The organism is Variovorax sp. GW823-FHT04F07 (assembly GCF_058795995.1).
The window spans coordinates 154,469-173,672 of record NZ_JBXAIG010000001.1; the positions used below are offsets into that span (position 1 = coordinate 154,469).

A 19,204-nucleotide genomic window follows, 5' to 3' on the forward strand; every position below is an offset into this window, starting at 1 on the left:
ATGAAAGAAGAGAGAAGAGACATGACACCCAAACTCGAAGGCAAGGTCGCCCTCATCACCGGCTCGGGCCGCGGCATCGGCCGCGCGATCGCGCTGAAGCTCGCCAGCGAAGGCGCACGCATCGTCGTCAACGACCTCGATGCCGCACCGGCCGAAGAGACCGTGCAGGCCATCCGCGCCGCGGGCGGCCGGGCCGTGGCCTGCGTCGGCAGCGTGTCGGCGCCGGACTTCGCCGAGCGATTCGTGGGCACGGCGGTGAACGAATTCAAGGGCCTGGACATCATCGTCAACAATGCCGGCTACACCTGGGACAGCGTGGTGCAGAAGATGACCGACGAGCAGTGGTACGCCATGATCGACGTGCACCTGACGGCGCCGTTTCGCATCCTGCGCGCCGCGCAGCCCGTGATCCGCGCGCTGGCGAAAACCGAGGGCGAAGCGGGCCGGCGCGTGGTGCGCAAGGTGGTCAACATCTCGTCGGTGGCCGGGCTCTTCGGCAATGCGGGGCAGGCCAACTATTCGACGGCCAAGGCCGGCATCGTCGGCATGACGCAGACGCTGGCCAAGGAGTGGGGCCGCATGAACGTCACGGTGAACTGCGTGGCCTTCGGCTTCATCCAGACGCGGCTCACGGCCAGCACGGCCGAGGCCACCACCGCGAACATCGAGGGGCGCGAGATCAAGGTCGGCGTCAACCCCGGCCTGCTGGCGATGATGGAACAGTCGATCCCGCTGGGCCGCGGCGGCACGCCCGAAGAGGCGGCCGGCGCGGTGTACCTGCTGTGCGCGCCCGAGTCGGACTACGTGAGCGGCCAGACGCTCATGTGCACCGGCGGGCTGACGGGGATCTGAGATGCAGTTCGAAGAAGGCATTGCCTGGGGCGTGCAGGACGGCATCGGCCGCATCGTGCTGAAGCGGCCCGAGCGCGCCAACTCGGTCTCGCTCGCAAGCAGCCACGCGCTGGCGCGGGCCATCGACGAAGTGCTCGAAGCGGCACCGCGCGCCATCCTGCTGACGGGCGAGGGCCGCGTGTTCTGCGCGGGCGGCGACATCGACAGCTTCGTGGCGGCCGGCGACCAGCTGCCCGAACTGGTCGACGCCATCCTCGACCGGCTGCATCCCGCGCTGCTGCGGCTGGTTCAGAACCCGGCGCCGCTGGTGGTGGCGGTGAACGGCACGGTGGGCGGTGCCGGCGTGGGGCTGGCGCTGTGCGGCGACTTCGTGCTCGCCACCGAGTCGATGAAGCTGCGCACCGGCTACGCGGCCATCGGGCTGTCGCCGGACGCGGGGAGTTCGTATTTCCTGTCGCGGCGCATCGGGCCGGTGCGCGCGCAGCAGTGGCTGATGCTGAGCGACGCGATCGACAGCGCGCGCTGCCTGGCGTCGGGTGCGGTCGATGCGCTGTACCCGGACGCCGAACTGGCGGCGGCCGCCGAAGCGCTGGTGACGCGGCTGGCGAACGGTGCCACCGCATCGTTCGCGGGCATCAAGGCGCTGTGCGGCGGTGCCACCGCGCGCCCGATCGAAGAACACTTCGAGATGGAGCACCGCCTGCTGCGCCGACGCGCGGGCAGCGCGGATGGGCGCGAAGGCGTGAAGGCCTTCACCGAGAAGCGCGCACCGCGCTTCTCGGGCCGCTGAGCGCGGCGGGCTGCTGCGGGCTCAGCTCTTCTTCTTGAAGAGCTTCGTGAGGCCCCACAGCGCCGCGCCGCCCGCCACCACGGCGACCTTCGCGAACTTGGCCAGGAAGGCGAGGGCGACCGCGAACAGGCCCAGCTTCTTCGCGGCCGCGCCGGCCACCAGCGCGGCCAGGCCGTAGGCGGCGACCTTGTCGGTCGATGCGTTGAAGTCCGCGTACTTCTTGCCGTCGTCGTACTGCAGTGCGCCGAGCAGCTTGGTGGCGTCGGGCTTGTACTTCTCGAGGTCGTTCGCGTTGGTGATGAGGTTCAGGCTCAGGTAGCCCTCGCGGCCCAGCGCGTAGGTGTTGTAGTTGACGCCGGGGTTGCCGCCGTCGCTGCCCTTCTTCTTCGACAGGGCCGACCACACCAGCCGGTGCGTCGCGGCGTCGTACTGCGGCTTCTGCGCCCAGCCCGTGACCTCGATGCCCGGGATGCCGCGCTTGGCGCGTTCCTCGTTCGCGGCCTCGGTGCCTTCCTTCAGGCTCGTGAGCAGTTCGTCGGCGTTCCAGTCCTTGGCGTCGTCGTCCTTGATGTAGCCCTCTTTCACGAACTTCACGACCGCCATCCAGTCGCCGTCGTCGGCGGGGAAGATCGCGCCGATGAAGGTGTCGTCGGTGCGGTTGCCCATGCTGCGCATGAGCTGCGCGGCGGCGGGTGTGGGCACCCAGACGTAGCCCGCGGGCAGCTTCAGGTGGGCCTGGTCGCGCAGCGTGATGTCGGCGGGGCCGGCTTTCTGCACGGCCTTGGCGGCCTTGAAGGCGGCTTCCTGCTCGGCTTCGAGCGAGCTCGCGGTCGAGGCTGTGGAAGCGGTGGTGGGGGATGCGGCGTTGCTGAGGTTGGTGGCCGTCAGGGCGCACGCGAACAGCAAGCCGGCCGTCAGGCGGGCAGTATGAATACGCAAGTTCTCTCTCCTCGGTTGTTGTCGTTTCTGGTGAGACGCGAGGAGTTTATCGGCGCGCGAAGCCGCGCCGGCCGTGGGTTTCAGGGCCAGGGCGTGGGCGGCGGAATCTCGCACACGGGCTCGACGTCGATGCTCCTGAAGTCGGCCGGCGAGACGATCTCCAGGTACTCCATGTCGGGCGAGTAGTCGAAGAGAAAGTGGCGGATGCCGGGGCGCTGGTGCACCACGTCGCCGGCCTCGACGCGCGTCTCCTTGTCCTCGTACATGAAACGCGCCCAGCCCTTGAGCATGATGACGATCTGGAAGTCCGCCTCGTGGCGGTGCCAGCCGGTGCCCGCTTCCGGTGCCATGTTGGCCTTGACCAGGTGCGCGATCACCTTGCCGTGGGTGGCGGCCGCAATGCCGAGGTCGCGGTACAGGAAGAAGTCTCTCAACCCGCCCGAGACGTACTCGGTGTCACCGGGCTTGACGTGGGAGAACTGGGTGGCGGTTCGGTCCAGCATGGGCGCTCCTTCGCGGGGGATGATGCTGCGATGCTGCATGCATAAACCGTTCCTGAGCGAGGCCCATGGCTTGACGGCCCACGTGCCGCTCCAGATACTCAACCGCATGGTTCACTCAGATGCCCTGGACGCCGTGTTTGCGGCCCTGTCCGACCCGACCCGCCGCAGCGTGCTCGAAGCGCTGGGCGAGGGCGGCCTCAGCGTGACCGAGCTCGCCGAACCGCACGGCATGTCGCTGACCGGCTTCATGAAGCACCTGCGCGTGCTCGAAGGCGCCGGCCTCATCTCGCGCACGAAGGCGGGTCGCGTCGTGCGCTGCGAGCTGTCGCCGGGCCCGATGCAGGAGGCTGCCGTGTGGCTCTCGCGCTACGAGAAGTTCTGGACCGGCCGCCTCGATGCCCTGGCGCGCTTTCTCTACCACCAGGAGGACACCGAATGGCGAAACCTTCCCCCGGCCCCACCGCCGGCCCCGGCACCGATCGCCCCTCGCTCACGCTCCGCCGGCACTTCCGCGTCAGCCCCGCCAAAGTCTGGCGCGCGTGGACCGACCCGCAAGCGCTGAAGCACTGGTTCGGCCCCGAAGAGATCGTCGACGTGCCGCTGGCCGAGGTCGACCTGCGCGTGGGCGGGCGCTTTCGCGTGACCATGTTGGCGGCCGACGGCGAGACGCACGACGTGAGCGGCACCTACCTCGAGGTCGTGCCCGAGCGCCGGCTGGTCTTCAGCTGGGTCTGGCGCAGCACGCCCGAGCGCGAGTCGCGCGTCACGGTGCAGCTCGAGCCCGACGCGGGCGGTTGCGAGCTCGTGCTCATGCGCCAGCAGTTCTTCGACGAAGCGGCGCGCGACGGCCACAACCACGGCTGGACCGGCTCGCTCGTCAAGCTCGAGCGTTGGCTGGCCGGCGGCGACACCGGGTGATAGAACAACCGACGGCCACTGCCGACGTACCCGACACGCTCGACGCGATCTACCGCAGCGAGTCGCGCCGCATCTTCGCCACGCTGGTGCGGTTGCTGGGCGATTTCGACCTGGCCGAAGAAGCCCTGCACGACGCCTTTCGCGCCGCGCTCGAGCAATGGCCGCGCGAAGGCGTGCCGGCCAATCCGCGCGCCTGGCTGGTGTCGGCGGGGCGCTTCAAATCGATCGACGGCATCCGCCGGCAGGCGCGCTTTACCGCGTGGGACGACGCCACCGCCCACACCGACACGCTGGCCGACCCCGCGCCCGCCTGGCACGAGGCCGACCCCGATGCCGACGCGCTCGAGGACGACCGCCTGCGCCTGGTCTTCACCTGCTGCCACCCCGCGCTCGCGCCCGACGCCCAGGTGGCGCTCACGCTGCGCGAGGTCTGCGGGCTGGCGACCGAGGAGATCGCGCGCGCCTTCCTCGTGCCCGCGCCCACCATCGCGCAGCGCATCGTGCGGGCCAAGGCGCGCATCCGCGATGCGGGCATTCCGTACCAGGTGCCGGGCCTGGCCGAGCTGCCCGAACGGCTCGATGCCGTGCTGCGCGTGGTGTACCTCGTGTTCAACGAAGGCTACGCGGCCTCGTCGGGCCAGAGCGTGACGCGCGCCGACCTCTCGGCCGAGGCGATCCGGCTCGGGCGGCTGGTGGCCGAGCTGCTTCCCGACCCCGAGGCGCTGGGCCTGCTCGCGCTGATGCTGCTGCACGACGCGCGCCGCGCCGCGCGCACCTCGGCGCAGGGCGAGCTCGTGCTGCTCGACGCGCAGGACCGCAGCCTGTGGCACCGCGAACAGATCGGGGAGGGCGCGGCGCTGGTCGAGCGCGCGCTGCTGTCGCGCCGCTTCGGCCCGTACACCTTGCAGGCCGCCATTGCCGCGGTGCACGCCGAAGCGGCCGAGGCCGCCGCCACCGACTGGCCGCAGATCGTCGGCCTGTACGACGTGCTGCTGCGGCTCGATCCCTCGCCCGTGGCCGAGCTCAACCGCGCGGCGGCTGTGGCGATGCGCGACGGGCCGGCTGCGGGGCTCGCGCTGATCGACGCGCTGCTTGCGCGCGGCGAGCTGGCGAAGTACCACCTGGCGCATGGCGCGCGCGCCGAGCTGTGCCGGCGCCTGGGCCGCACCGATGACGCGCGCGCGGCCTACCTGCAGGCGCTGTCGCTGGTGCGCCAGCAGCCCGAGCGGCAGTTCCTGGAGCGGCAGCTGGCGTCCTTGCCGGACACGAAAAATTTTTGACAGCCCTTGTCGATTCCGGCCGTTGCCGTTCGACCAGTGGTGTCCTCACTCACATCTGCAAGGAGATTCCGCATGAAATACCTCTGCCTCGTTCACTGCGACGAAGCGGTGCTTCGCGCGCTGCCGCCCGACGAGCGCCGCGCGCTCAATGCCGACTCGATGGCCTACGACCGCCTGCTCGAAGCCGCCGGCCACTTCATCGCCGCCGAGGCGCTGAGCCCGGTGCGCGCCGCCAAGGTCGTGCAGGTGCGCCAGGGCCAGCGCTCGCACGTCGACGGCCCGTACGCCGAAGCGCGCGAGCAGCTGTGCGGCTTCATCCTGGTCGAGGCGCGCGACTTGAACGCCGCGATCCAGCTGGCGGGCCGCATTCCGATGGCGCGCTACGGCGCCATCGAGGTGCGTCCCATCGACGTCATGGAAATGATCGAAAACCCCGAGGGGAATGCCGCATGAGATACCTTTGCCTGATCTACGGAACCGACGCGCAGACGAGCCACTTCTCGGCGCAGGACATGGACCACTACATCAACGAACACATCGACTACGACGCCCATCTGCAGGCGCTCGGCAAGCTCGTCGTGGCCGAGGCCTTGCAGCCGGCCGGCACGGCGGTCACGGTGCGCATGCGCAACGAAAAACTCTCGGTCACCGACGGGCCGTTCGCCGAAACCAGCGAGCAGCTGGGCGGCTTCTACCTGGTCGAGGCCGACAGCGAAGAAGAAGCGCTGCAGCTCGCGGCCGGCATTCCCTCGGCGCGTTTCAGCAGCGTCGAGGTGCGCAAGGCCTGGTCGGCAAGCGACAGCGGAGCCGGCCCATGAGCGGCGCACCCGACCGGGCGGCACCCGCCCGCGCCACGGCGCGCGAATGGACCGGGCTGGCGGTCATCGCGCTGCCGTGCATGCTCTATTCGATGGACCTCACGGTGCTGAACCTGGCGATCCCGTCGATCAGCGAAGACCTCAAGCCCACTGCCTCGCAGCTGCTGTGGATCGTCGACATCTACGGCTTCTTCGTGGCCGGCCTGCTGGTCACCATGGGCACGCTGGGCGACCGCATCGGGCGGCGCCGGCTGCTGCTGATCGGCGCGGTGGCGTTCGGCGTGGCCTCGGTGCTCGCGGCCTTCTCGACCAGCGCCAACATGCTGATCGCCACGCGCGCGCTGCTGGGCGTGGCGGGGGCGACGCTGGCGCCGTCCACGCTCTCGCTGATCCGCAACATGTTCCTCGACCCGGCGCAGCGCACCGTGGCCATCGGCGTATGGATCTCCAGCTACTCGGCCGGCGCCGTCATCGGCCCGGTGCTAGGCGGCGTGCTGTTGCAGTTCTTTCCGTGGGGCTCGGTGTTCCTCATCGGCGTGCCGGTGATGGTGCTGCTGCTGGCGCTCGGGCCGTGGCTCTTGCCCGAGTACCGCGATCCCGACGCGGGCGCGCTCGACCTGGCCAGCGTGGCGCTCTCGCTGGGCGCGGTGCTGGCGGCCATCTACGGCATCAAGCAGGTGGCCGAGCACGGGCCCGACGCGGTGTCGCTGCTGGCCATCGCGGCCGGTGCGCTGCTGGGCTGGCTGTTCGCGCGCCGGCAGGGGCGGCTGGCCAACCCGATGATCGACCTGCGCCTGTTCAGGCTGCCGGCCTTCAGCGTCTCGCTGGGGGCCTACATGCTGGCCTGCTTCGTGATGTTCGGGCTCTTTCTGTACAACGCGCAGTACCTGCAGCTGGTGCTCGGCCTGCCGCCGTTGGCGGCGGGCCTGTGGAGCATGCCGGGCGCCGGCGCCTTCATCGTCGGCTCGATGATCGTGCCCGCGCTCACGCGGCGCCTGTGCCCGGCCTACGTGATGGGCGGCGGGCTGGGCGTGGCGGCGCTGGGCTTCGGCATGCTGGTGCTGCTGCCGGCGCAGGGCGGGCTGGCCTGGATGGTGACGAGCGCGGTCATCTCTTCGCTCGGCCTGGCGCCGGTGTTCACCTTGGCCACCGACCTGGTCGTGGGCAGCGCACCGCCCGAGCGGGCGGGCGTGGCCTCGGCCATCTCGGAGACCAGCTCCGAGTTCGGTGGAGCGCTGGGCATCGCCATCCTCGGCAGCGTCGGCGCGGCGATCTACCGCGCGACCATGGCCGATGCCGTACCCGCCGGCCTGGCCGGTGCGGCGGCGGTCGAAGCCGCCCGCAGCACGCTGGGCGGGGCGGTCGCGCTGGCCGGGGAACTGCCCGGTACCACCGGCGCCGCGCTGCTCGACGCCGGGCGCGACGCGCTGCTGCGCGCCCTGCGGCTGGTGGCCGGCCTGTGCGCCGCGGTGTTGCTGTTCGTCGGCGTGCTGGTGGCGGTGCGGCTGCGCAGCGTGGGCGCGTCGCATGCGCAAGAGGGCGCGGTACCCCCGGGCGGCGCCGCATTGCCGGAGCGTTGACGAGCCTCCATACTGGGGCTTCCACGACGCACCCCACGACCGAACGGAGGCCCCATGAGCAACGAACTGCGCAAGAAGCTGCATGACCTGGCGGAACTGTCCGACAGCACCTCCGACCCGCAGACCAAGGCCATCGTCGAGGCGATCCGGCTGCAGACGGCGGTGCTGAACGAGCGACTGTTCAGCATCGAGCTGCAGCTCGGCGCGCTCGCCAAGCGCATGGAAAACACCACCGACTGAGTCGGCTGCTGCTTTGTGGGGATAATCCCCGGCATGAGCGGCAACACCTTCGGAACTCTCTTCGCGGTCACCAATTTCGGCGAGTCGCACGGCCCGGCCATCGGCTGCGTGATCGACGGCTGCCCCCCGGGCATGGCCCTGAGCGAGGCCGACATCCAGGGCGACCTCGACCGCCGGCGCCCCGGCACCAGCCGCCACGTCACCCAGCGCAACGAGCCCGACGCGGTGCAGATCCTGTCCGGCGTGTACGAAGGCAAGACCACCGGCACGCCCATCGCGCTGCTGATCCAGAACACCGACCAGCGCAGCAAGGACTACGGGCAGATCGCCCAGCAGTTCCGCCCCGGCCACGCCGACTTCACCTACTGGAAGAAATACGGCATCCGCGATCCGCGCGGCGGCGGGCGTTCTTCGGCGCGCCTCACCGCGCCCATGGTCGCGGCCGGCGCGGTCGCCAAGAAGTGGCTGGCCGAAAAATACGGGATGGTGTTCCGCGGCTGCATGACGCAGATCGGCGAGATCGCCATTCCCTTCGAGAGCTGGGACCACGTCCCCCACAACCCCTTCTTCGCCCCCATCGCCGACGTGAGCGCGCTGGAGGACTACATGGACCGCCTGCGCAAGGCCGGCGACTCGTGCGGCGCGCGCATCCGCGTCACCGCCACGAACGTGCCCGTGGGCCTGGGCGAGCCGCTGTTCGACAAGCTCGACGCCGAGATCGCCTACGCCATGATGGGCATCAACGCCGTGAAGGCCGTGGAAATCGGCGCCGGCTTCGACAGCATCACGCAGCGCGGCACCACGCACGGCGACTCCATCACGCCGACGGGTTTCCTCAGCAACAACGCGGGCGGCATCCTGGGCGGCATCAGCTCGGGGCAAGACCTCGAGGTGAGCATCGCGATCAAGCCCACCAGCTCGATCATCAGCCCGCGCCAGTCGATCGATGTGAACAACAACCCCGTCGAGGTCATCACCAAGGGCCGCCACGACCCGTGCGTGGGCATCCGCGCCACGCCCATCGCCGAAGCCATGCTCGCGCTGGTGGTGATGGAACACGTGCTGCGCAACCGCGCGCAGTGCGGTGACGTGAACCCGCCTGTCGAGAAGAGCGAAGCTGCGTCGCCGCAGTCGTCTTTCCTGTAGTGTCCGCCGCGCCACCTGTGGCCGCCGGGCGCGGCCACCTGTTGGCATTTGCTGGCCTGTCGGCCAGCTACTTCGCGCACATCGGTTTCTTCAACCCTTACCTGCCGCTGTGGCTCAAGGACCTGGGCCTGCCGATCTTCACGATCAGCCTGCTGGCTTCGGTGCAATCGATCACGCGCGTCTTCGCGCCCTATGCCTGGGGCGCGCTCAGCGACCACACCGGCCAGCGCGTGAAGCTGCTGCGCTTCAGCGCCGCGGTGGCGCTGGCCAGCTCCTTCGGCCTGTGGTGGCATGGCGGCGCCTGGTGGCTCGCGCTGGTGCTGCTCGTGATGTTCACGCACACCAGCTCGATGATGTCGCTCACCGAAGCGGCCATGGCGCAGATCGTCGCGGGCGATTGGGGGCGCTACGGGCGCATCCGCCTGTGCGGCTCGGCCGGCTTCCTGGTCACCGTGTTCGTCGCGGGCGAGTGGTTCGAGCGCTTCGGCATGAAGCACTTCCCGTACTGGGCCGCCGGCACGCTGGCCGTGGTGCTGCTCGCGACCATGAAGCTGCCAGACCTGCGCGAGCCGCCGGCCGCGCACGACGCCGTGAAGGAACCCATCGGCCCCGTGCTGCGCATCCCCGCCGTGCGCTGGTTCTTTGCCTCGCTGTTCTTCCAGGTGATGTCGCACTTCTCGGTGTACGCGTTCTTCTCGCTGTACCTCGATTCGATCGGCTACGGCAAAAGCACGATCGGCCTGCTGTGGGCGCTGTCGGTGGTGGCCGAGATCGTCTGGTTCTTCCTGCAGGGCCGGCTCATCGGCCTGTTGCCGATGCCGCGCTGGATGCTGGTGTGCGGCATCGCCGGCGTGGCCCGGCTCGGCCTCACGGCCGGGCTGGGCGGCTTCATCGCTGCGCTGGTCATCGCGCAGTGGCTGCATGCGCTGAGCTTCGCGGCGCACCACACGGCCTGCATTGCCGTGGTGTCGCGCCGCTTCCCCGGCCACCTGCGCGGACGCGGGCAGGCGCTGTTCACGGTGATCGGCTACGGCTTCGGCGGTGTGCTGGGCGTGCTGCTCGGCGGCGCGGTGGCGCAGGAGCTGGGCTACCGCACGATGTTCGCGCTGGCGGCGTTGCTGGCGGTGGCGGGGACGCTGTGCGCGTGGCGGATGGTGGTGCTCGAACCGTCGGGGCGCGCGGCCAAGGCCTGAACCGGATTCAGGGGAGGGCGCTTCGGGGGTGAAGTGTCATGGGCCGTACATGACCGAGTCATGGCCGCGACCTACGCTGGGTGCTTCCCAACGTTTTCTCTTGTCATGTCCGATTCCGTCGATCCGCGCGGCGCACGCGCGCTTGCGCTTTCCCCGTCTTCTTCTTCCCCCTCCGCTCCCGACACCGAACGCGTCCCGCAACGTCGGCAGATGCTCAAGCTCGGCGCCTCCCTGCTCACCGTCGGCGGCAGCAGCGCCCTCATCGCCGCCTGCGGCGGTGGTGGCGGCGGCAGCGCCGGCTTCGGCCCGCTGCCGGCCCCCGCACCGGCGCCCAACCCGCCCGCGCCAGAACCCGTCGTGAGCAAGCGTTCGAGCTTCGCGCTGGCCGTGATGCCCGACACCCAGTTCTACGCGCGCTACGCCACCGCTGCCGAGAGTGACCAGTACGACAAGCGCTTCGGCAGTGCGCCCTTCGCGGCGCAGACGAAGTGGATCGCTGCCAACGCCAAGGCACTGCATATTCCCTTCACCATCCACCTCGGCGACGTGGTCGACCAGGTCGGCAAGCCCGACCAGTGGAAGGTGGCCGATGCCGCCATGAAGGTGCTCGAAGACGCGAAGCTGCCCTACAGCGTACTCGCCGGCAACCACGACGTGCTGAACGACGTCGACTACGGCGTCGACCCCGTCAACGGCACCGACGCCGCACGCAACCTGGCCGCCGAGCCCTACCTGCAGTGGTTCGGCACCGAGCGCGCGAAGAAGCAGGCCACCTTCGGCGCGCGCGACACCAGCGGCTTTCACGAGTACCACGTGTTCGAGGCGCAGGGCCAGAAGTTCATGGTGCTGTCGCTGTCGTGGCGCGTGTCCGACGCGGGCATCGTGTGGGCGCGGCAGGTGATCGCGAAGAACCCGACGCTGCCCGTGATCCTGGTCAACCACCAGCTGCTGAACATCGCGCCCGACGGCACCAGCCCGCTGGAAACCGACTACGGCAAGATGCTGTGGGAGAAGCTGATCCGCGACAACGACCAGATCTTCATGACGCTCAACGGCCACCACCACGGCGCCGCGCACCTCACGAAGACCAACGACTTCGGCCACAAGGTCGAGGAGATGGTGGTCGACTACCAGATGGCCTACCAGGGCGGCAACGGCCTGATGCGCCTGTACGAGTTCGACCTGACGAACAAGCAGATCAAGGTGCTGTCGTTCTCGCCCTGGGTGCCGCAAAAGCCCGCCGCCACGCTGAACGCCTTCGACCAGGCCGTGCTCACCACGCCTAACGAGGCTTTCACCATCGAGATGGATTTCGCGCAGCGCTTCGCCGGCTTCAACAAGGGCTTTGCCGCGGGCGAGGCCACGGTCGAGCAGTCGCTGGTCGAGCAGGCGAAGGCGCTGATCCTGGCCAACTACAAGGACCCGGAGGCCACCGTGCAGCGGCCCGCCGCCGATGCGGAGGACTACCCCAAGGTCGCGAACACGTTGGCCCACTGGCGCTTCGTCGGCGGCACGGCGAACCAGCCGGTGCTGCCGGGCACCGTGATCGCGGACGTGACGGGCGTGAACCCGCTGCGCCGCGATGCCCTGAACCAGAACGGCGTGGTGGGCGCGGCCGACGGCGACGTCGTGTGGACCGACGACCGCCACCGCCTCTCGGCCGCGCCGGGCTCGGTGCGCTTCCTGAACACCAACAAGGCGCGGATGAGCTACTTCCTCACCGAGGCCTCGGCGCCGATCAATGCGCAGACGCTGGACAACGGCTACACGGTCGAGGCCTTCGTCAAGATCGACAAGAGCTGGACCAGCAAGCTGCACGCGTGGATGAACATCATGACGCGCGACGGCCGCCGCGGCGATCTCGCGGGCTACACCGGCGGTGACGGCGAATCGCCGCCGATGCTCTTTGCCATCTCGAGCCTGCGCGAGGTGCAGTGGGAGGTGGTGCCGAACACGACGGGCACGCGTTCGGCCAAGGCCAACTGGTCGGGCGAGGTGCTCGCCGACCGCTGGGTGCATATCGCCATCGTCAACGACCCGGTGTCGCACGACACCACGATGTATGTCGAGGGCGCCCCGGTGCTGCGCAACTCGGCGGCCGTGCCGGGCCTGGCCACGCTGAAGGCCGCCGCCCCCTGGGTGGTGGGCGGCGGCTCGTGGGATGGTGCGCGCTCCGACGGCTTCTTCGGCCACATCGGCGAAGTGCGCGTGGTGGCGGCGGCCCTGGCGCCGTCGCAGTGGTTGACGGCGCGCAGGGCGGGCTGAGCGCCCTGCAAGGCCGGGGAGGCGGTTACTTCTTCTTCCCGGCCTTGCCCGTCTTCACGGGCTTGACCACGGCGGTCTTCGCCGTGGCCGCCTTGCCGCCCCCGACCTCCTTCTCGAACACCGCAAAGTACTCCGAAGCCATCTTGCGCAGCGAGCGCCCGATGTTCGCGTAGTCGTACTCGTTGAGGTTGGCCAGCGACACGCGCCCCGACGGGTGCTTGCCGCCGAAGCCGCGACCGGGCAGCAGCACGATGCTGGTCTCGGCGGCGATGCGGAACAGCGCCTCGTTGGGCTGCAACTTCGTGAGAATCCATTTGCCGAAGCGCTCGCCGTGCATCTGCGTGGCGATGTCCTGCAGGTCGAGCAGGTGGTAGTAGCTCACCGAGTTCGGGTCGGGCTGCAGCGGCAGGCCGAGCTCGCGGTACAGCGCCTCCTTGCGGCGCGAGACGATGTGCTTCATCGACTTCTTGTAGGTCTCGCCCTCGTCCATCAGGCAGAACAGCGAGAACATCACCATCTGCGCCTGCACCGGGGTCGACAGGCCGGCCGTGTGGTTCAGCGCCACGGTGCGGCTGTCGGCCACGAGGCGGTCGATGAACTTCAGCTTGCGCGGCTCGGTGGTGATGGAGCTGTAGCGTGCGTCGAGTTCCTTGCGCTTGGCCTCGGGCAGGGCGGCGATCTTGCGGTCGAGGATGTTGTCCTCGTGCGTGGCGACCACGCCCATGCGCCAGCCGGTGGCGCCGAAGTACTTGGAGAACGAATACACCAGGATGGTGTTCTGCGGGCAGATCGCGAACAGCGACAGGAAGTTGTCGGCGAAGGTGCCGTACACGTCGTCCGTGAGGATGATGAGGTCGGGCCGCTGCTTCACGATGTCGGCGATGTAGCCCAGCACCTCGTCGCTGATCTTCACCGAGGGCGGGTTGCTCGGGTTGCACAGGAAGAAGGCCTTGACCTTCGGGTCGAGCAGCTTCTGCAGCTCCTTCTTGGTGAACTGCCAGTTGTTCTCCGGCGGCGCGTCGATCAGCGCCTCGATGAGCTGGTAGTCGTTCAGGTGCGGGATCTCGATGTAGGGCGTGAAGATCGGCATGCCCAGCGCGATGGTGTCGCCGGGCGACAGCAGGTGGTTCTCGCGCAGGCTGTTGAACAGGTAGGTCATGGCGGCGGTGCCGCCTTCCACCGCGTACATGTCGAACTTGCCCACGAAGGGGTGGGTGCCGATCATTTCCTTGTGGATGTACTGGCCCACGACGATCTCGGTCAGGCGCAGCATGCGGTCGGGCACCGGGTAGTTGCAGCCCAGGATGGCCTCGCACATCTCGTAGATGAAGTCGCCGGCCGACAGCCCCAGCTGGTCGCGCACGTAGGACACGGCAGCCTCGATGAAGCGCACGCCGGGCTCGCCCTCGTGCGACTTGGCGAAGAGCTCGAAGCGCGCCTCGATGCCCTCGCGCTGCGGAAAGCCGCCCACGTCCGCCATGTAGATGTACGAACGCTCAGCCTCGGTCATGGCAAAGAGGCCGAACTGGAAGAAGCCGTGGCGCGGGGTGGTGGCCAGGAAGTTCGGGTTGCCGCGGCCGGCGTTGAGCATGAGGCGGTCACTCTGTCGTGCGACCTGGATCAGCGCATCCTTCAGTTCGAACGGGCTCAGGCCGCCCAGCTTTTTCACGTCGCCGAAATCCATGGAGTACTCCTTGGTTGATAAAAAGAAAGAAGAAAGAAAAGGGAAGGCGCGGTGCTCAGACCAGCGCCACGATCAGCGGCCCCAGCAGCGTGAGGAACACGTTGGCCAGCGCATAGGTGATGGCGAAGGGCACGGTGGGAATGGCGTTCTCGGCCTTGCCCAGCACTTCGCCGAAGGCCGGGTTGGCGCTGCGCGAGCCGCTCAGCGCGCCCGCGAAGACGGCCGTGTTGTCGTAGCGCAGCACGTAGCGCCCGAACAGCATGGTGAGGATCATCGGCACGAGCGTGACGACCACGCCGACGCCGAAGATGGTCAGGCCCAGCTCCTTGATGGTCTGCACGGCCTGCAGGCCCGACGTGAGGCCGACCACGACCACGAAGCCCGCCAGGCCCAGGTCTTTCAGCAGCTGCACCGCACTGGGCGGCAGCGCGCCGAAGGTCTGCTTCTTCGCGCGGTACCAGCCGAACAGCAGGCCCGACAGCAGCGCGCCGCCGCCGGCGCCGAGCGTCAGCGGGATGGCGCCGATCTTCACGCTCAGCAGGCCGACCAAGAGGCCCACCACCAGGCCCGCGCCCAGGTACACGAAGTCGGTCTTGGCACTGGGCACGATCACGTCGCCGACGAGGGACGCGACGCGCTTCACGTCCTGCTCGGCGCCGAAGATCGACACCAGGTCGCCCACCTGCACCACGGTGTCGGGCTTCATCGGCAGCACCTGGCCCATGCGGCTGAGCTGCACCACGAAGATGCCGTGGCGCACGCCGCCGGCGGTGGCCTGGCGGATCTGGTCGACGGTCTTGCCGCCGAAGTCCTTGTTGGTGAGCACGATCTCGCGCTTGTTCAGCGTCAGCTCCATGCCGTCGACGGCGTCGACCTCCTTGCCCAGCAGCGGCGCGCTCGCCACCACGGCGTCGCGCCGGCCCACGGTGAGCACGTAGTCGCCCTGGCGCAGCACGAGCGTGGGGCTGACCTCGACGAACTTGCCGTCGCGCTTCACGCGCTCGATGGTGATGGTGGTGGCCGGGTTGGCGTTCTCGATGTCGGCCACCGTGCGCTGCGGATCGCTCGTGAGCTGGTAGATGCGTCCGACCAGCGAGGGCGCGGCTTCTTCCTGGTCGGGGCCGAGCACCTTCACGCCGGCCTGCATCGCGGTTTCGGCCGCGATCGCGTCGTCGCGGATGCTGCGGCCCATGAGCTTGGGCAGGATGTTGACGCACACGATGATCGCGCCGAACGAGCCGAACACGTAGGTCACGGCATAGCCGATGGCCACGTTGCCCTGCAGCCGCGCCGTCTCGGCCGCAGCGAGCCCGAGCTTGCCGATGGCGTCGCCCGCCGTGCCGATGATGGCGCTCTGCGTGAGGCCGCCGGCCGCCACGCCCGCTGCCAGGCCCTTGTCGAGCCCGAACAGCTTAGCCATGACCACCACCGTGGCCAGGCCCGTGGCCGCCATCACGGCGGCCAGGATGATCTCCTTGATCGACTGCTTGCCCAGCGAGCTGAAGAACTGTGGCCCGCTCTCGAAGCCCACGGCGTAGATGAACAGCGCGAACAGCACGGCCTTCACGCCGCCGTCGATCTGCACGCCGACCTGGCTGACGATCACCGCCACCAGCAGCGAGCCGGCGACGCCGCCGAGCTGGAACTTGCCGAACTTGATCTTGCCGATCCAGTAGCCGACCGCCAGCGAGAGGAAGAGCGCCATTTCGGGCGACTTCTTGAAGAGTTCATGCAGCCATTCCATAGAGGAAGTCCTTTCAAGGCATCAATGAGAAGAAGAGAGAAGAGAAGGGCGTGGAGCGTCTCGGGTCGTTGTCTTATTTCGCGTGCTGCACCAGGCCGGCCAGGGCCACGATCAGCGGGCCCATCAGCGGCAGCACGACGTTCGAGATGGCGTAGGTGATCGTGTAGCCCAGCAGCGGCGTGGCGTTGCCCGCGGCGTTCTGCACGGCGCTGAGCGCGGGCGTGCTGCACTGCTGGCCGGCGATGGCGCCGAGCAGCACCGGCGCCTCGAGCTTGAGCAGGCGGTGGCCGACGAACAGCGAGATGCTGGCCGGCACCACCGCGACGGCGATGCCCACCAGCGGCAGTGCAACGCCGAACTTCTGGACCAGCGCCAGCGCCTGCGGCCCCGAGGCCAGGCCCACGCAGGCGATGAAGGTGGCCAGGCCCAGGTCCTTCATGAGCGCCAGCGCGTCGGCCGGCACGCTCAGGCGGTGCGGGTGCTTCGACTGGTACCAGCCGAAGGCCAGCCCCGTGAGCAGCGCACCGCCGCCGGTGCCGAGGGAAAACGGAATGCCGCCCAGCTTCGCGCTGAAGCTGCCGATGAACACGCCCAGCAGGATGCCCGCGGCGGCGAAGCTGATGTTGCTGCGCGTGGAGGCGATCACGCGGTCGCCGACCTGCGCGATGGCGCTCGCCACCTCGGGCGCGGGGCCGTAGAGCTTGAGCACGTCGCCGCGCTGCAGCGTCAGCGCGTTCACGAGCGGCATCGCGTGGCCGTCGCGCGCTACGCCGATCACCTGCACGGCGGACGGCAACTCGTTTTCCAGCATGCGCAGCCCACGGCCGAACCACTCGCGGCGGTTGGCGACGACCTCGGTGGTCTCGACCACGGTGTCGAAGGCAGTGGTGTCGGCGAACTCGTGGCCCAGCAGCTCGCCCACGTTGACGAGCGCGCTGCGCCGGCCGATGGCCAGCACCTGGTCGCCCACGCGCAGGTGCAAGTCGGGCTCGACCGCGAGGCTCTGGCCGTCGCGCACCACGCGCTCGATGCTGGCCTGCCGCCCGAGAATCGACGTCAGCTCTCCGACCGAGCGGCCGCGGCCCACGGTGACGCGGAACACGCGCCCGACCATCTCGGGCGTGGCGCTGGCGGCCTCCGGGTCGTCTGCGCCGCCGCCCATCGTCTTCCAGAGCTTGTCGGCTTCGGCGCGCAGGTTCACGCGCAGCAGCAGCGGAAACACCTGGCTCGTGACCACCACGATGGCGATCAGCCCGAACACGTAGGTGATGGAATAGGCCGTGACCACGTTGGCCTGCAGCTGCGCGATCTCGGCGGCCGGGAGCGACAGCTTCGAGATCGCGTCGGTCGCCGTGCCCACCACCGCCGATTCGGTGGCCGCGCCGGCCATCAGCCCGGCGGCCGTGCCGCGGTCGAGCGACAGCAGCACCGTGGCGCCGAGCACCAGCGCGAGCACCACCACCACCTCGACCAGGCACAGCAGGCCCAGCCGCAGGCCCTTGGCGTCGAGGTTGGCAAAGAACTGCGGACCGCCCGCGTAGCCGAGCGCAAAGATGAAGAGCATGAAGAACACGTTCTTCACGCTGTCGTCGAGCCGGATGCCCAGTTGGCCGACCACCAGCGCGGCAATCAGCGTGCCGCAGATGCCGCCCAGCTGGATCGGGCCGAAACGGATCTGGCCCACCGCGTAGCCGATGCACAGCACCAGAAACAATGCGATTTCCGGACTGTTTCTGAGTATTTCCACAAGGTGGCCGAACATGTGCCGCGATCCCTCCGGGTTATTTGTTCATTCGAGCGGGTCGGCGGATCGCAACGAAAAAAGGAGCACTGCATCCATTGGCATCAACGGCTGGCGAGTGGTGGGGCCCAGCGAAAACTTTATTTTTCGTTTTGCGAATTGCCGATTCTTTGCATCTTCGATGACGATAAATCAACATCCATGACAATTGTCAAAATCAGAAAAGAATTGAGCGAGCGGCAATAGAAACGAGGCCGTTTGAATTACAAATTACGCGCTGCACGGAATCCTCCGTCGCAGTCAGCTCTGACCGCACGAACCTGTCCGGCCTCGGGTTTCCGATAACTCAAGTTGCTTGATTTAGTCGGTCGACTGCTCGATAGTCCCCCTCGTCCGAATGCCTTCCCGCTCGTTGGCGGGTGGTCATCCGGTTCCATAGCAAGTACGGCAGGCGCTGTGCGCCCGCCCCCCTGAAGGAGACAACCTCATGTTCATCAGCCCGCGCTTCGTTCCCGCCCTGGCCGTCCTGGCCCTTGCCGCATCGGCCACGTCCACGGCCCTGGCCGCCGACCCGCCCGTCATCGGCCTGGTCACCAAGACCGAGACCAACCCCTTCTTCGTGAAGATGAAAGAGGGCGCGCAGGAGGAGGCCAAGAAGCTCGGCGCCAAGCTGCTGTCGGGGGCAGGAAAGGCCGACGGCGACAACGCGGGCCAGATCACGGCGATGGAAAACATGATCGCCGCCGGCGCCAAGACCATCCTCATCACGCCCAGCGACGCCAAGGCCATCGTGCCGGCGATCAAGAAGGCGCGCGACAAGGGCATCATGGTGATCGCGCTGGACAGCCCGGCCGATCCGCCGGACGCCACCGACGCGCTCTTCGCCACCAACAACTACACGGCGGGCGTGCTCATCGGCGAATACGCCAAGGCCGCGATGGCCGGCAAGACCCCGAAGATCGTCGCGCTCGACCTGCTGCCGGGCCACCCCGTGGGCGCGCAGCGCCACAACGGCTTCATGAAGGGCTTCGGTCTGCCGGCCAACGACGCCAAGTCGAACGAGCTGTCCAAGTCGCCCGAGATCGTCTGCATGGCCGACAGCTTCGGCGACCAGGCTAAGGCGCAGACCGTGATGGAGAACTGCCTGCAGAAGGCGCCCGACGTGAACCTGGTCTACACCATCAACGAGCCCGCCGCGGCCGGTGCCTACAACGCGCTCAAGCGCGCGGGCAAGGAGAAGGGCGTGATGATCGTCTCGGTCGACGGCGGCTGCCAGGGCATCAAGGACACGGCTGCCGGCATCATCGCCGCGACCTCGCAGCAGTACCCGCTGAAGATGGCCGCCATGGGCGTGGCCGCGGGCGTCGAATTCGCCAAGACCGGCAAGAAGGCCTCGGGCTACGTCGACACCGGCGTGACGCTCATCGCCGGCAAGAGCGTGGCCGGCGTCGACAGCAAGGACACCAAGACCGGCACCGAGCTGTGCTGGGGCAAGAAGTAAACGGCCCCGG

17 protein-coding genes and 1 pseudogene are annotated in these 19,204 nt (G+C 68.6%); 13 read left to right on the forward strand and 5 right to left on the reverse strand.

Features of this window, described 5'->3' with window-relative positions:
• Positions 1-21 precede the first annotated feature (21 nt).
• A complete protein-coding gene (locus AC1RAA_RS00710; RefSeq protein WP_492725918.1) occupies positions 22-852 on the forward strand; it encodes an SDR family NAD(P)-dependent oxidoreductase in 831 nt (276 codons plus the stop codon).
• A gap of 1 nt (position 853) precedes the next feature.
• Positions 854-1,642, forward strand: coding sequence for an enoyl-CoA hydratase/isomerase family protein (locus AC1RAA_RS00715; protein ID WP_492725920.1), 789 nt, complete (start codon positions 854-856; stop codon positions 1,640-1,642).
• A gap of 21 nt (positions 1,643-1,663) precedes the next feature.
• Here the strand turns inward: AC1RAA_RS00715 and AC1RAA_RS00720 are convergent, their stop codons facing one another.
• Both AC1RAA_RS00720 and AC1RAA_RS00725 read right to left on the reverse strand, forming a co-directional pair.
• On the reverse strand, positions 1,664-2,581 hold the full coding sequence (locus tag AC1RAA_RS00720) for a DUF2167 domain-containing protein (RefSeq protein WP_492725922.1): 918 nt from the start codon (positions 2,579-2,581) through the stop codon (positions 1,664-1,666).
• Positions 2,582-2,661: 80 nt separating this feature from the next.
• A complete protein-coding gene (locus tag AC1RAA_RS00725; RefSeq protein WP_492725924.1) occupies positions 2,662-3,084 on the reverse strand; it encodes a cupin domain-containing protein in 423 nt (140 codons plus the stop codon).
• A gap of 106 nt (positions 3,085-3,190) precedes the next feature.
• On the opposite strand from AC1RAA_RS00725, the pseudogene AC1RAA_RS00730 reads away from it, so the two are divergent.
• From AC1RAA_RS00730 to AC1RAA_RS00775, 10 genes and pseudogenes are all read left to right on the forward strand, one after another.
• Positions 3,191-3,370 (forward strand): annotated as a pseudogene (locus AC1RAA_RS00730) (ArsR/SmtB family transcription factor); the annotation flags it as partial.
• Positions 3,371-3,519: 149 nt separating this feature from the next.
• On the forward strand, positions 3,520-4,002 hold the full coding sequence (locus tag AC1RAA_RS00735; RefSeq protein ID WP_492725926.1) for an SRPBCC family protein: 483 nt from the start codon (positions 3,520-3,522) through the stop codon (positions 4,000-4,002).
• The gene (locus AC1RAA_RS00740; RefSeq protein WP_492725928.1) at positions 3,999-5,282 is read left to right on the forward strand and encodes an RNA polymerase sigma factor; all 1,284 of its coding nucleotides are present in this window, start codon (positions 3,999-4,001) and stop codon (positions 5,280-5,282) included. The genes AC1RAA_RS00735 and AC1RAA_RS00740 overlap by 4 nt, the downstream gene beginning before the upstream one ends.
• A 72-nt stretch (positions 5,283-5,354) precedes the next feature.
• Positions 5,355-5,735, forward strand: a complete 381-nt coding sequence (locus AC1RAA_RS00745) for a YciI family protein (protein ID WP_139703818.1) — start codon at positions 5,355-5,357, stop codon at positions 5,733-5,735.
• A complete protein-coding gene (locus tag AC1RAA_RS00750) occupies positions 5,732-6,100 on the forward strand; it encodes a YciI family protein (RefSeq protein WP_492725930.1) in 369 nt (122 codons plus the stop codon). The genes AC1RAA_RS00745 and AC1RAA_RS00750 overlap by 4 nt, the downstream gene beginning before the upstream one ends.
• The gene (locus AC1RAA_RS00755; protein WP_492725932.1) at positions 6,097-7,680 is read left to right on the forward strand and encodes an MFS transporter; all 1,584 of its coding nucleotides are present in this window, start codon (positions 6,097-6,099) and stop codon (positions 7,678-7,680) included. The genes AC1RAA_RS00750 and AC1RAA_RS00755 overlap by 4 nt, the downstream gene beginning before the upstream one ends.
• A 54-nt stretch (positions 7,681-7,734) precedes the next feature.
• Positions 7,735-7,920 (forward strand): hypothetical protein, encoded by a 186-nt coding sequence (locus tag AC1RAA_RS00760; RefSeq protein WP_062475744.1) that lies wholly within the window; start codon positions 7,735-7,737, stop codon positions 7,918-7,920.
• Positions 7,921-7,953: 33 nt separating this feature from the next.
• Entirely contained in the window at positions 7,954-9,066 is a 1,113-nt protein-coding gene (gene aroC / locus AC1RAA_RS00765) for a chorismate synthase (protein WP_492725934.1), read from the forward strand.
• Positions 9,066-10,259: an MFS transporter gene (locus AC1RAA_RS00770; protein ID WP_062475736.1), complete on the forward strand. Its 1,194-nt coding sequence runs from the start codon at positions 9,066-9,068 to the stop codon at positions 10,257-10,259. Before aroC ends, AC1RAA_RS00770 begins: the two co-directional genes overlap by 1 nt.
• A gap of 105 nt (positions 10,260-10,364) precedes the next feature.
• Positions 10,365-12,524, forward strand: coding sequence for a LamG-like jellyroll fold domain-containing protein (locus AC1RAA_RS00775; RefSeq protein ID WP_492725936.1), 2,160 nt, complete (start codon positions 10,365-10,367; stop codon positions 12,522-12,524).
• Positions 12,525-12,549: 25 nt separating this feature from the next.
• On the opposite strand, the gene AC1RAA_RS00780 is transcribed toward AC1RAA_RS00775, so the two are convergent.
• From AC1RAA_RS00780 to aspT (AC1RAA_RS00790), 3 genes are all read right to left on the reverse strand, one after another.
• On the reverse strand, positions 12,550-14,208 hold the full coding sequence (locus AC1RAA_RS00780) for a bifunctional aspartate transaminase/aspartate 4-decarboxylase (RefSeq protein ID WP_070059429.1): 1,659 nt from the start codon (positions 14,206-14,208) through the stop codon (positions 12,550-12,552).
• Between the two features lie 55 nt (positions 14,209-14,263).
• Positions 14,264-15,952, reverse strand: coding sequence for an aspartate-alanine antiporter (gene aspT, locus AC1RAA_RS00785; protein WP_062475727.1), 1,689 nt, complete (start codon positions 15,950-15,952; stop codon positions 14,264-14,266).
• A 73-nt stretch (positions 15,953-16,025) separates the two neighbouring features.
• On the reverse strand, positions 16,026-17,714 hold the full coding sequence (gene aspT, locus AC1RAA_RS00790) for an aspartate-alanine antiporter (RefSeq protein ID WP_492725938.1): 1,689 nt from the start codon (positions 17,712-17,714) through the stop codon (positions 16,026-16,028).
• A 466-nt stretch (positions 17,715-18,180) separates the two neighbouring features.
• On the opposite strand from aspT (AC1RAA_RS00790), the gene AC1RAA_RS00795 reads away from it, so the two are divergent.
• Entirely contained in the window at positions 18,181-19,194 is a 1,014-nt protein-coding gene (locus tag AC1RAA_RS00795) for a sugar ABC transporter substrate-binding protein (RefSeq protein ID WP_070059427.1), read from the forward strand.
• Positions 19,195-19,204: the final 10 nt, after the last annotated feature.